The organism is Streptomyces sp. BBFR25 (genome assembly GCF_044590125.1).
GTDB lineage: Bacteria > Actinomycetota > Actinomycetes > Streptomycetales > Streptomycetaceae > Streptomyces > Streptomyces canus_D.
Window position 1 is genome coordinate 7,222,511 of the sequence record NZ_CP172447.1, and the last position, 13,126, is coordinate 7,235,636.

At 71.6% G+C, this 13,126-nt stretch carries 8 protein-coding genes; 6 read left to right on the forward strand and 2 right to left on the reverse strand.

Annotated features, from left to right (window positions below; all coding sequences use genetic code 11):
* The first annotated feature begins 65 nt into the window (after positions 1-65).
* The 3 genes from ACGH52_RS32450 (at position 66) to ACGH52_RS32460 (ending at position 3,088) form a co-directional block, all read left to right on the forward strand.
* Entirely contained in the window at positions 66-371 is a 306-nt protein-coding gene (locus ACGH52_RS32450) for a 4a-hydroxytetrahydrobiopterin dehydratase (protein WP_121701504.1), read from the forward strand.
* Positions 372-375: 4 nt separating this feature from the next.
* Positions 376-1,116, forward strand: coding sequence for a class I SAM-dependent methyltransferase (locus ACGH52_RS32455; RefSeq protein ID WP_399944498.1), 741 nt, complete (start codon positions 376-378; stop codon positions 1,114-1,116).
* 76 nt (positions 1,117-1,192) lie between these two features.
* Positions 1,193-3,088 carry a rhamnogalacturonan lyase gene (locus tag ACGH52_RS32460; RefSeq protein WP_399944501.1) on the forward strand — a complete coding sequence of 632 codons (1,896 nt, stop codon included), beginning with the start codon at positions 1,193-1,195 and terminating at the stop codon, positions 3,086-3,088.
* Positions 3,089-3,173: 85 nt separating this feature from the next.
* Here ACGH52_RS32460 and ACGH52_RS32465 read toward each other — a convergent pair whose 3' ends face one another.
* Positions 3,174-5,804 (reverse strand): cellulose binding domain-containing protein, encoded by a 2,631-nt coding sequence (locus ACGH52_RS32465; RefSeq protein ID WP_399944504.1) that lies wholly within the window; start codon positions 5,802-5,804, stop codon positions 3,174-3,176.
* Positions 5,805-6,050: 246 nt separating this feature from the next.
* The gene (locus tag ACGH52_RS32470) at positions 6,051-8,972 is read right to left on the reverse strand and encodes a glycoside hydrolase family 48 protein (protein WP_399944507.1); all 2,922 of its coding nucleotides are present in this window, start codon (positions 8,970-8,972) and stop codon (positions 6,051-6,053) included.
* Between the two features lie 519 nt (positions 8,973-9,491).
* Between ACGH52_RS32470 and ACGH52_RS32475 the strand changes: the two genes are divergently transcribed.
* From ACGH52_RS32475 to ACGH52_RS32485, 3 genes are all read left to right on the forward strand, one after another.
* A complete protein-coding gene (locus ACGH52_RS32475; RefSeq protein WP_399944510.1) occupies positions 9,492-11,225 on the forward strand; it encodes a cellulose 1,4-beta-cellobiosidase in 1,734 nt (577 codons plus the stop codon).
* Positions 11,226-11,385: 160 nt separating this feature from the next.
* A complete protein-coding gene (locus ACGH52_RS32480) occupies positions 11,386-12,318 on the forward strand; it encodes a trans-aconitate 2-methyltransferase (protein ID WP_076977234.1) in 933 nt (310 codons plus the stop codon).
* An 87-nt stretch (positions 12,319-12,405) separates the two neighbouring features.
* Positions 12,406-13,107 carry an SDR family oxidoreductase gene (locus tag ACGH52_RS32485; protein WP_399944513.1) on the forward strand — a complete coding sequence of 234 codons (702 nt, stop codon included), beginning with the start codon at positions 12,406-12,408 and terminating at the stop codon, positions 13,105-13,107.
* The last annotated feature ends 19 nt before the right edge of the window (positions 13,108-13,126 follow it).

Here is a 13,126-nt window from a genome sequence, read left to right on the forward strand (position 1 = left end):
GGCCGCACTGTGGCACGCTGAGGCGGACCCGACCCTCGGACACCACCAGCGAAGGAGCGCAGCCCATGCCCGTCGAACCGCTGTCGCCACAGGAGATCGAGGAGCACCTGGCCGCCCTGCCCGGCTGGGCCCTCGACGCCGGGCGTCTCACCCGCTCCTACCGGCTCGGCTCCCACTTCGCGGCGACCGCGATGGTCGTCCACATCGCCCAGGTGCAGGAGGAACTGGACCACCACTCCGACCTGACCCTCGGCTACCAGACGGTCGCCCTCGCCGTGCACACCCACAGCGCGGGCGGCGCCGTCACCGAGAAGGACGTCGAACTGGCCCGCAGGGTGGAGGAACTGGCCGCCGGGCACGGGGCACACTGACGGTGTGCTCGACTACGACAAGGAAGCCGAACGCTACGACGACTCCCGCGGCGGCGAGCCCCGGGCCGCGGCGGCCGCGCACGCCGTACTGAACCTGGTGCCCCGGCAGGCCCGCCGACTGCTCGACGTGGCCTGCGGCACCGGCATCGTCACCCGGCGGATCGCGGCCGGACGCGACGACCTGCGGGTGACCGGTATCGACCTCGCCCCCGCCATGGTCCGCCGCGCCGCCGCCCGGCTGCCCGGCACCGTCGTACGCGCCGACAGCCGCCGACTGCCGTTCGGCGCGGGGGAGTTCGACGCCGTGACCAGCGTGTGGCTGCTGCACCTGGCCGGTGGCGCGGAGAACGTGCGGGCGATCGTCGCGGAGTGCGCCCGCGTGCTGCGGCCCGGCGGGACGTACGTGACCACGGTCGACAAGGGCGCCTCGCACAACGTGGGCAGCGACATCGACGCCGTGCTCGCCGCCCGCCCGCCCAGCGTCGCGCACGACGCCGCCCACCTCGTCGAGGCGTACGCCCGCGAGCACGGCCTGACCCCCGCGGGCCGCGCCCGCTTCACCGGCCACGGCCAGGGCCGCAGCCCCCGCCGGACCGTCGCCGACCTGCGGCGCGGCTGGTTCGTCACGCTGCCGCCGGGGGAGCCGCTCGCCGAGGAGTTCGCCGCCCGGCTGGCCGCCCTGCCGGACCAGGACCGGCCCCGGCCCGATCCGGTCTTCACCCTGGCGGCGTTCCGGAAGTCGTAGGCCGAGGGCGGCAACCCGGGCGCCCCGGGCGGCGACCGAGAGGCGGAATCCGTCCGTCCTCCAGGAGGTCCGTCCCATGAGGCACCCCCGCACCGGCCCCCGCGTTCCCCGCCCCCACCGCAGACGCCCACGCGTCCTGGCCGCGGCCCTCGCCGCCGCCGGACTCGTGGGCGCGGGCCTGACGACACTGGCCCCCGACACCGCCGAGGCCGCCACCGCGCGCCAGGTCGAGGCCCTGGACCGGGGCGTCGTCAGCGTCCACACCGGCGACGGCAACCTGGTCGGCTGGCGCTGGCTGGGCACCGATCCGGACGACGTCTCCTTCAACGTCTACCGGGCCGGCACCAAGGTCAACTCCAGCCCGATCACCGGCTCCACCACCTACTTCCACGCCGGAGCACCCTCCCACGCCGACTACACCGTCCGCGCGGTCGTGAACGGCACGGAGCAGAGCGACTCCGTCCACGCCATCCAGTTCCGCGCCGGCTACAAGGACATACCGATCAGCCCGCCGTCCGGCGGCACCACCCCCGACGGCGTCTCCTACACCTACGAGGCCAACGACGCCTCCGTCGGCGACCTCGACGGCGACGGCGCGCTCGACCTCGTCCTCAAGTGGCAGCCGACCAACGCCAAGGACAACTCCCAGTCCGGCTACACCGGCAACACGATCGTGGACGGCATCCGGCTCGACGGCACCCGCCTGTGGCGCGTCGACCTGGGCCGCAACATACGCTCCGGCGCGCACTACACCCAGTTCCAGGTGTACGACTACGACGGCGACGGCCGGGCCGAGGTCGCCATGAAGACCGCCGACGGCACCCGGGACGGCACCGGCGCGGTCATCGGCAGCTCTTCCGCCGACCACCGCAACTCCGGCGGCTACGTCCTGTCGGGCCCCGAATACCTCACCATGTTCAACGGCCTGACCGGCAAGGCCATGGGCACCGTCGACTACGTCCCCGCGCGGGGCTCGGTCTCCTCCTGGGGCGACTCCTACGGCAACCGCGTCGACCGCTTCCTCGCGGGCACGGCGTACCTGGACGGCTCCCGGCCCTCCGTCATCATGGCGCGCGGCTACTACACGCGCACGGTGATCGCGGCCTGGGACTGGCGGGGCGGACAGTTCACCCGCCGCTGGACCTTCGACACCAACTCCTCGACCAACAGCGGCAAGGGCTACGACGGCCAGGGCAACCACCAGCTCTCCGTCGCGGACGTCGACGGCGACGGCCGGGACGAGATCGTCTACGGCGCGATGGCCGTCGACGACAACGGCAACGCCCTGTGGACCACGCGCAACGGCCACGGCGACGCCATGCACGTCGGCGACCTCGACCCGTCCCGCGCGGGTCTGGAGGAGTTCAAGGTCGACGAGGACGCCTCGAAACCCTCCTCCTGGATGGCGGACGCCCGCACGGGCCAGATCCTGTGGTCCACCGGCGCGAGCGGCGACAACGGCCGCGGCGTCTCGGGCGACATCTGGTCGGGCAGCGCGGGCGCCGAGTCCTGGTCGTCCGCCGAGAGCGGCATCCGCAATCCCAAGGGCACCGTCGTCAACGGCCGCAAGCCCTCCAGCGCCAACTTCCTGTCCTGGTGGGACGGAGACACCGGCCGCGAACTCCTCGACGGCACCCACATCGACAAGTACGGCACCTCCGGCGACACTCGCCTCCTCACCGGCTCCGGCGTCGCCTCCACCAACGGCACCAAGGCCACCCCGGTGCTCGCCGGGGACATCCTCGGCGACTGGCGCGAGGAGGTCGTCTGGCGCACGTCGGACAACACCGCCCTGCGCGTCTACTCCACCCCGTACGACACGGACACCCGCATCACGACCCTCCTCCACGACACCCAGTACCGCACCGCCCTGGCCTGGCAAAATACGGCCTACAACCAGCCCCCGCACCCGAGCTTCTTCCTCGGCACGAACATGCCCACGGCCCCGAGGCCGTCGGTCCACACCCCCTGACCCGCACGCGTCCGCGCCAAGCGGCGCGGGCGCACCGGTCACGAAGCCGGGAGGACGCGTCGCCGGTACGCGCCCTCCTGGTCGGTCATGTGCGACCGCAGGCCTGGTCGCCCAGCTCGAACGACGCGGGTTTCGCGTTCGTGTCCGACCCGCTCCCGGTGAAGCCGAAGCCCACCGACGCGCCGGGCGCCACGGTGGCGTTCCAGCCGACGTTCCTCGCCGTCTCCGTCGTGCCGGTCCGGGTGTGCTCGGCGTTCCACATCCGGGTGACCTTCTGGTCGCGGGGGAACGACCAGCCCAGGGACCAGCCCTTCCAGGCCGACGTGCCGGTGTTGGTGAGCCGGACGTCCGCCTGGAAGCCGCCCGGCCACTGGTTGGTGACCGTGTACGTCACCTCGCAGGCGCCGGGGCCCGCTTCCGGGCCGGTGTCGCCGTAGACGACCCCCCGGCCGTTGGTCGCCACGTACACCCGGCCGTAGACCCGCGGGTCGCCGGTGATGGCCGCGCCGGTCCAGCCCCACTGGTGGGCGTCGTCGTTGACCCGGGTCCAGGTGGCGCCCTCGTCGGTGGAGCGGAAGATGCCGCGCACCCCGCCGATCTCCGCGCTGGTGAAGAGGGTCTGGTAGGAGGCCCCCGGGGCCGCCTTGCCGAAGCCGACGGTGTCCGCCGCGTCGACCCCCGGCAGCTTGGTGAAGGTCGCTCCGCCGTCCGTCGAGTGCCACAGGCCGTACGGGCCGTCCGCCGCCCCGCCCGCCAGCCAGACGTCGCCCTCCCCGCCCGGCAGCGCCTTGAAGCGGACGCTGTCACCGGCGGGCAGCCCGGTCGCCGCCGAGGCGGTGAAGGTCGCGCCGCCGTCCCTACTGACGTAGAACGTGCCGGACTTGAAGCCGTAGAAGGTCGCCGGGTCCACCCGGTCGGACTCGACGATCGCGCTCGCCGGGATACCGGCCGACGCCTGCCACGAGGTGCCGAAGCCCGTCGTGTACTGCACGCCCGTGCCCTCCGGGCTCCACACGAAGCGGCTGCCGTCCGCGCCCGCCGCGACCGTGCCGCCGCCGCTCACCCCGGACGGGTCGGTGCCGCCGAACCAGGTGGCGCCGTTGTCCGTGGAGAACGCGATGTGCGGACCGGAGTCGAGATGGCCCGCCCGGACGACGACGTCCGGCTTCGTCTCCGCGAAGTCCAGACTCGTCGTGGAGGTGAAGTTCGGGGAGGTGTACATCATCGACGGGACCTCGGACAGGCTGGTGTGCCGGAAGCCGCCGACGTCGCCGAGCGCGCTGAGCAGCGGGGCACCCGACGGGGGCGACGCCAGGTCGTTGACGGCCGTCTCCTCCAGGCCGCGCACCATCGGCTCGATGGCGAACGTCCCGCCCTCGTCGTCCCAGTTCGTCAGGTTCTCCGTGCCGTAGATCGTGGCGCCCGTCCCGTACATCATCCGGTCCGAGTCGAACGGGTCGATCTCCAGCGCCTCCGTCATCCAGCCCAGCTTCGGCGTCTGCTCGGGCGGGGCCGGGTCCGCGCCCCAGGTGAGCCACGGGGACGACGACACGTCCATCGTGTAGCGGTTCTCCCGGTCCGGATACGACGTGTAGCTCCACGCCTGCGTCCAGGCCGCGCCGCTGTCCGTCGAGCGGAAGATCTGCGTGTCCGGCCACCACGAGCTGTACGCGGTCGCCATCACCGTCCCCGGGTGCTGCCGGTCGACGGTCAGGCCGCTGAAGCCGTAGTACGTGTCCGCCTCCGCGGCCGGGCTGATGTCCGTCCAGGTGCCGGTCGCCGTCGCGTACCGGTACAGCCGGCCCTTGCCGCCGTCGTACGGGCCGCCCGTGTCGCTGTACGCCAGGTAGAGGTAGCCGTTCTCGGCGTCCAGCACCCCCTTGTGGGCCAGATAGCCCGTCGGCTGCCCGGCGAGCCGCTCCCAGCTCGCGCCCGCGTCCGTCGAGCGGTAGACCGCGTTCTCCTTGTCGGCGACCCCGACGTAGACCGTCCCCGTCGGCGTGTCCGCGCCGCCGCCCGTGGACTCGTCGAAGGTGACCCAGGTGATGCCCTGGTTGTCGGAGGCGTAGCCGGACGTGTCGCCCGGGTCCTGCGCGTAGTTCCCGGGGTTCGGGAAGGCCGTCACCTCGGACCAGGTGACGCCCGCGTCGGTGGACCGCCACAGGCCGTGTCCGCTGGGCGCGCCCAGGTACAGCACGTCGTTGTCGTGCGGGTCGACGGCCAGGCGCTCGCCCATGCCGCGGCCCGGCATGTTGCCGCCCAGCTTGAACGGCAGGTCCGTCTTCGCCCAGCTCGCGCCCCGGTCGGCGGAGCGCAGCACCGCGCCGTTCGTCGGGTCCCAGTCGTTGGTGTACGTGCCGACCGCCGCGTACACCCGGTCGGGGTCGACGGAGTCGGAGGCGACACTGACCACGCCCGTGTGGCCCCAGTCGTCCCAGCCGACGTGGTCGAGCAGCGGCGTCCAGGTGTGGGACGCCTCCTGCCAGCGGTAGGCGCCGCCGATGTCGGTGCGGGCGTAGGCCAGGTCCTTCTCGGTCCGGTTGAAGACGATGCCGGGGACGAAGCCGCCCCCGTCGATACGGGCGTTCTTCCAGGTGTAGCTGTCGGCGGCGACCGTCGTCCTGGGGGCCTCCGCGGCGAGCGCGCCGGGCGGGCTGCCCGCCAGCAGCCCGGCCGCCAGGGCCAGCAGCACGGTGAGGATCCGGGTTCTTCGCACGGTGGGGAACCGTCCTTCCGTCAGGAACAGAACACATGCGAGGACCGGGCGGCCCCAGGCGTGGGCAGGGGCCGCCCGGTCGGTTGGTCCCGTCGTCCGGTGACGAGACCGAGCACGCGGAGCCGTCAAGCGCCCCGTAGGGGCGCGGGGCTGTGTCGACTTGCGGCTACCGCCGCGTGAGCGCGACCAGCCACTCACGCCCCGCAGCCGAACAACCCGCGCACCCCGCGGAGCGCCTCGCGGGGGCTATTCCAGTAGCTCCGCGTACGAACCCATGGCGAGGGCTATGTCCGCCTGGGCCCAGAACCGGTGGTACGTGAACGTGGGCGCGGCACCGCCCTGGAGGTAGCCCTCGATCTTCGACCAGGCCGGGTCGTCCTGGTAGAAGGAGCGGATCGAGGCGAAGGTCGACGACGCGTCGATCGTGTCGCCGTTCGGCATGGTGCCGCTCCAGCCGCTCGGGACGTGGATGCCGTCGTCGAACCGGTTGTAGTCGGCGCGGGTCTCCGGGACGGCGATGCCGAGCGCGTCCTGGTTGTTCTCCCACATGCCGTCGAGCAGCGCCTTGGCGGTCGAGGCCGCCTCCGTGTCGCCCGAGCGGTCGGCGTAGTACGTCAGGGTCTTGGCGTAGGCCGCCGCCACACCGACGTCGTTGGTGTAGTCCGCGACCGTGACGTGCAGGTCGCCGTTGTCACCCGGGGACGAGGCGTTCCAGGTGTCGGGCTGCCCCGACCACTGGAGCGTCGACGGGATCCGGAAGGTGCCGTCCGGGTTGACGGTCGTCTCCGACAGCGCCCAGTCGACCCACTTGTCCAGGACCTCCTTGGCGCCGGCGTCACCGCTCTGCTGGTAGTACTCGGCGACCCGCTCCATGGACCACGCCTGGAAGCCGAACCACTGGTTGGACGGCGGGTCGTGGTACACCGGCTTCTCGTCGTAGTACATGCCGTAGAAGGTCGGCGTACCGGCCGGGGGCGTCGCGTACCGGCCCGCCCAGCTGTTGGTCGCGCCGCCCGCGATGGCCCCCTCGTCGGACTGCAGCCAGCGGTAGAACTCCACCTGCCGGTCGAGGGACTTGGCCCAGTCCGACTGGCCCGTCGCCGACTTGGGCTTCAGGTCGGCGTCGGTGCTCAGCGCGTACGCGGCCAGCGGGTTCTGGTAGCCGCCGTGGGTGTGGCTGGAGCCGATGCGCCAGGCCCAGCCCGCCGAGGTGTCCACCGCGCCGCCCCAGGCGTAGTACCAGGACAGCAGGTAGTGCGAGGAGTCCTTGCCGCTGCCGGCCGGGCAGGCCGACGGCCCCACGCAGTTGCCGACCTTCTTGAAGTACTTGTCGAACATGGCGTAGCGCAGGTAGTCGCCCATCTTCGCGGCCTTGCCGAGGGTCGCGGAGATCTCGTCGCTCTTGCCCTGCTCCCCGGCCCAGATGTCCGCCCAGTACGCGGCCTGCACGGCGCGCGCGTCGGCGTCCGGGGCGTTGGTGAACTTCCACTGCTTGGCGTAGGAGGCGTCACCCGTGAACAGGTCCAGGTAGCCGTTCTTCCCGCCGTACTTGAAGGCGTCGCAGGTCGGCTGCGGCACCGTCTCCCACACCGACTCCTGCGCGCCGCGCTGGAAGGTGTTGATGTAGGACGGGCCGGTGTCGGAGGGGCCCGCCTCGCACTTGCCGGGCGAGTTGCCGTAGCCGTAGGTGTTGTCGACGTCCTGGAGCCAGTGCATGCCGTAGACGTCGTCCGTGCCGTACGCGGACTTCAGCTCACCGGCGATCGGGTCCGCGCCCACCGGCACGGTGCCGTCCAGCGGCGCCGGGTACTCGTTCGGCGTGTCCAGCTCGGGCGCGTAGGTCGCCGGCTTCGAGGCGTTGTAGGAGGAGTTGGTCGGCTGGTCGGCGTGGGTGGGGATCATGTACGTCTCCATGATCTCCCAGGCGCCGTTGAACCGGGTCCAGTCGCCGGTCACCTTGCCGTACATGGCCTGGAGCCACAGCAGGTAGCTGTACGCCTCCGAGGTGGTCTCGTGGCCGTGGTCCGGCGCCTCGACGATGAGGGTCTCCACCGAGTGGTAGGGGATGCCCTCGGGCGAGAAGTAGCCGTTCGCCGGGTCGGTGATCTTGCCGTACAGCTCCAGGAAGCGGGCGTCGTAGTCCTTCGCCGCCGCCAGCTGGGTCACGGTGACCGCCGCCTTGCCGTGGCCGGGGGCGGTCGACTCGAAGACCGCCGACCCGCTGCCGGAGGCGTCCGCCGAGACGGTCACCCGCTGGGCGGTGTCCCAGTTCGACGGGGTGAAGGTGAGGCTCGCGCCGCCGGTCACCGTCAGGCCGGTGTTGCCGCTCGCGCGGGAGGACGTGACGGTCACGTTCGCCGTCGGCTGTTCCGAGAGCTTGACCTCGTACGTCCCCGACTCGCCCTGCTGGACGCCCAGTTGGCCCGGCGTCGCGACGACGGTCGGTCCGGCGGCCACCGTGACGCCGACCGGCGTCGAGTTCGCGGAGGCGCCCATGCTGTCGTAGGCCTTCGCCACCAGGGAATGACTGCCCACGGTCAAGCCGGCGGCCGAGTACGTGTAGGGCGAGCTGGTGTCGGTGCCCAGCAGTGTGGTGTCGTCGTAGAACTCCACCTTGCTGATCGTGGCACCGTCGGCGGCGGCCGCCGTGGCCGCCAGGGGCACCGCCTCGCTCCGCGAGTACACGGCGCCCGCCTCGGGGCTGGTCAGCACGGTGATCGGCGGCTGGTGCGCGCCGATGCAGGAGGTGCCGTTGACCGCGAAGTCGGTCGGTGCGGCATTGCTGCCGCTGTACGTGAACTGTCCGCCGGTGGAGACGGCGGCCCCGGCGGCGATCCGCGCGTTGTACGACGCGTTCTTCACGGTGACGTTCCGCCCGGACTGGGACCAGGTGCCGTTCCAGCCGTTCGTGAGCTTCTGGTTGCCCGCGTAGGAGTACGTCAGCGTCCAGCCGTCGATCGCGTCGGAACCGCGGTTGGTCAGCGTCAGCTCCGCGGTGAAGCCGGCGCCCCAGTCGTTGGTCTTGTAGTCCACGCTGCACTGGAGCGCGGCGGCCTGGGCCGGAGTCGAACCGGTGCCCAACATCGTGACGGGGAGTGCGAGCGCCGCCAGCACGGCGGTCCACCAGCGCCGCGCGGTGCGGCGTCTGGGTCTGTGTCCTGAGTGCATGGTGCTGGTTCCTCCTTGCGGCTCGGGCGGGGGTGGGGGAGGAGCAACAAGCCTTGAACCAGTGGGAGCGCTCCCATAGTGAAGAGGGCGCCTGGTGCGGTCAAGATGTGTGAACAGTCGAAAAGATTCGACGGGTCCGGCGGGGAGAAAGTCGGTAACTCCTCTGTTCTTTACCGTCACTTGGCGCTACCTTCGCTGCACCAGTGGGAGCGGTTCCATCAGTCGACGCGTCCGTCACGGCGCGTCCGAACTGCGAGGAGTCGCTCATGCGCCACCCCCCGTTCCACCCCCCGCGTTCAGGACTTCCAGCCGCTGCCGCAGCCGTGGCCGCCACCTGTCCGACGCCCTGCCGGCCGGTGCGCCGGTTCGCTCACCCCTCGGGCCGCTTTGCCGTGCCCGCGGGCCGTTCCTGACCTCCGATCACGACGGCACCCCCATGCCGATCGGCAGCGGGCCGCGCCGACCCAAGCGCGTCCCGGGACGACAGCAGCACCCCCACGAAAGAAGGAACCCGCACTCATGACCCGTACCAGAACCGCGATGCTCGCCGCCCTGACGCTGGTCGCCGGCGCCTCCGGCACGGCACTGGCCGCCCATTCCGCGAGCGCCGGAGCCGCGGCCGCCGCCTGCACCGTCGACTACAAGGTGCAGAACGACTGGGGAAGCGGATTCACCGCTGCCGTGACCGTCACCAACAACGGTGCCGCCACTTCCAACTGGTCGCTGGGCTGGAGCTACGCCGGCAGCCAGAAGGTCACCAACAGCTGGAACGCAAAGGTCAGTCAGAGCGGTGCCGCCGTCACCGCGGCCAACGAGTCCTACAACGGCACCCTGTCCACCGGCGGTTCGGCGAGCTTCGGCTTCCAGGCCACCTACAGCGGCAGCAACGCGATCCCGGCCACCTTCACCCTCAACGGCGTGACCTGCAACGTGGACGGCGGGACCGATCCGACGGACCCGACCGATCCCACGGACCCGACCGACCCCACCGGGCCGTCCGACCGGGTGGACAACCCCTATGACGGCGCCCAGGTCTACGTGAACCCCGAGTGGTCCGCCCACGCCGCGGCCGAGCCCGGCGGTGACCGCATCGCCGACGAGCCGACCGGCGTGTGGCTCGACCGGATCGCCGCCATCGAGGGCGCGAACGGCGGCATGGGTCTGCGCGACCACCTGGACGCGGCGCTGGAGCAGAAGGGCTCCGGCGAGATGGTGGTCCAGCTCGTCATCTACAACCTGCCGGGACGCGACTGCTCCGCCCTCGCCTCCAACGGTGAACTGGGCCCGACCGAGATCGACCGGTACAAGAGCGAGTACATCGACCCGATCGCCGAGATCCTCGGCGACTCGAAGTACGCGGACCTCCGGATCGTCACCACGGTCGAGATCGACTCGCTGCCCAACCTGGTCACCAACGTCTCCGGGCGACCCACCGCCACGGAGAACTGCGACGTGATGAAGGCCAACGGCAACTACCAGAAGGGCGTCGGCTACGCCCTGAACAAGCTCGGCGACGTCGGCAACGTCTACAACTACGTCGACGCCGGTCACCACGGCTGGCTCGGCTGGGACAGCAACTTCGGCCCCTCCGCCGAGATGTTCAAGACCGCCGCCACCACCGAGGGGGCGACCGTCGACGACGTGCACGGCTTCATCGTCAACACCGCCAACTACAGCGCCCTGAAGGAGGAGAACTTCAAGATCACGGACTCGGTGAACGGGACCTCCGTGCGCCAGTCCAAGTGGATCGACTGGAACCAGTACACCGACGAACTGTCCTACGCCCAGGCCATGCGCGACAAGCTGGTCTCGCTCGGCTTCGACACGAACCTCGGCATGCTGATCGACACCTCCCGCAACGGCTGGGGCGGCACCCAGCGGCCCACCGGTCCCGGCGCCACGACGAACGTCGACACGTACGTCAACGGCGGCAAGTACGACCGCCGCATCCACCTCGGCAACTGGTGCAACCAGTCCGGTGCCGGCCTCGGTGAACGCCCCCAGGCCAGCCCCGCCGCCGGGATCGACGCGTACGTGTGGATGAAGCCCCCGGGCGAGTCCGACGGCTCCAGCAAGCTGATCGACAACCCGGACGGCAAGGGCTTCGACCGGATGTGCGACCCGACCTACACGGGCAACGCGCGCAACGGCAACAACATGTCGGGTGCCCTGCCCGACGCCCCGATCTCCGGGGCCTGGTTCTCCGCGCAGTTCCAGGAGCTGATGAAGAACGCCTACCCGCCCCTGTCGTGACCGGGGTCCCGCGCGCGCGGCGCGGGTGAGCCGTCGGGGTCCGGTCCTTGCGGGCCGGACCCCGGTGGCCTCCTCTTTTTTGCGGGAGCGGCAACACCGGTTGCACCCCGCCGGTGAGTCGTCGCACGCTGGCGGCACCGCGAACGGGAGGCTGACCGGCATGGCGCACGACCACCACCACGACACACACGACTCCGCCCACGAGCAGGGACACGGGCACGGAGACGGGCACACGCACACGCACGACCACGCCGACATCGACTGGGCCGAGATGGCCCCGCACCTGGAGGCGCAGGCCGAGCTGTACACGCCGCTGTACCGGCAGGCCCTGGGCTGGCTGGCCCGGGAGGTGACCGACCCGGGCCTGGTCGTCGACGTCGGCAGCGGACCCGGCGTCGTGTCCTGCCTGTTCGCCGAGACCTTCCCCGGCGCCCGCGTCGTCGCCGCCGACGGCGCCGAACCGCTGCTCGAACGGGCCCGCGCCCGTGCCGGACGCCTGGGGTTCGCCGACCGCTTCGGCACCCTCGCCGGGGACCTGCCCGGCGCGCTGTCCGAGCTGGACTACCCCGCCGACCTGATGTGGGCCAGCCAGAGCCTGCACCACCTGCCCGACCAGCGCGCGGCCCTCGCCGCCCTCGGCGGGCACCTCGCACCCGGCGGCACCCTGGCGATCCTGGAGGGCGGCCTGCCCGCCCGGTTCCTGCCCCGCGACCTCGGGACCGGGCGTCCCGGGCTCCAGGCCAGGATCCGCGCCGTGGAGGAGGACGCGTTCACCGAGATGCGCGCGGACCTGCCGGACTCCGTGGCCGAGACCGAGGACTGGCCCGCGATGCTGACCGCCGCCGGACTGAAGCACACCGGCACCCGCAGCTTCCTCCTCGACCTGCCCGCCCCCCTCTCCGACGCCGCCCGCGAGTACGTCACCACGTCGCTGTCCCGGCTGCGCGAGCGGATCGGCGAGCGTCTCGACGCCGAGGACCGCGCCACCCTGGACCGGCTGCTCGACCCCGCCGACGAGGCGGGCGTGCAGCGGCGCCAGGACGTGTTCGTGCTGGTGGCGCACACCGTGTACACGGCGGTCCGGCCGGTCTGACGCCGGGGCTTGACTTCGAGAGCGCTCCACGTGATGGACTCCCCGCTGTCCGTGCGAGAAGAAGCGGGAACAGACACAGGGGGACTCATGACCGACACACCCGTCACGCTCATCACCGGGGGCGGCAGTGGCATCGGAGCCGCTGTCGCCCGGCGACTGCTGGACGCCGGGCAGCGGGTGGCCGTCACGGGACGCGGGGAGGCGAGGCTGCGGGCGTTCAGCGCGGAGCTGGGTGACCCGGAGGGCCTGCTGACGATCCGGGGCAGTGCCGCCGAGCACGCCCAGGTGGTCTCCGCGGTCGAGGCCACGATCAAGGAGTTCGGCCGACTCGACACGGTCGTCGCCAACGCCGGTTTCGCCACCCACGACTCGGTCGCCGAGGGCGACCCGGCGGGCTGGACCGAGATGGTGCTGACCAACGTGCTGGGCCCGGCCCTGCTGATCAGGGCGTCCGTCGACGCGCTGAAGGAGACCCGGGGACGGATCGTGCTGGTGGGCAGCGTCGCCGGCTTCGTGAACACGCCGGGCAACATCTACGGCGCCACCAAGTGGGCGGTGACCGGCCTCGCCGAGAACACCCGGCGCGAGGTGACGCAGTGGGGTGTGGGCGTGACCCTGATCGCGCCCGGCCGGGTGGAGACCCCGTTCTGGGACGCCACCGGCGGCCTGCCGCCCGGCGAGCTGCTCACCGCCGACCAGATCGCCGACTCGGTCGTCTGGGCCATGACCCAGCCCGCCGGGGTCGACGTCAACACCGTCGTCGTACGGCCGCTGGGGCAGCCCAACTGAATACAGAAAACTGAATACA

Bases quoted from the DNA above. Each gene is read 5' to 3' on its own strand.
- ACGH52_RS32470 (WP_399944507.1), bottom strand. From the start codon at position 8,972: ATGCACTCAGGACACAGACCCAGACGCCGCACCGCGCGGCGCTGGTGG.
- ACGH52_RS32475 (WP_399944510.1), top strand. From the start codon at position 9,492: ATGACCCGTACCAGAACCGCGATGCTCGCCGCCCTGACGCTGGTCGCC.
- ACGH52_RS32460 (WP_399944501.1), top strand. From the start codon at position 1,193: ATGAGGCACCCCCGCACCGGCCCCCGCGTTCCCCGCCCCCACCGCAGA.
- ACGH52_RS32450 (WP_121701504.1), top strand. From the start codon at position 66: ATGCCCGTCGAACCGCTGTCGCCACAGGAGATCGAGGAGCACCTGGCC.
- ACGH52_RS32485 (WP_399944513.1), top strand. From the start codon at position 12,406: ATGACCGACACACCCGTCACGCTCATCACCGGGGGCGGCAGTGGCATC.
- ACGH52_RS32480 (WP_076977234.1), top strand. From the start codon at position 11,386: ATGGCGCACGACCACCACCACGACACACACGACTCCGCCCACGAGCAG.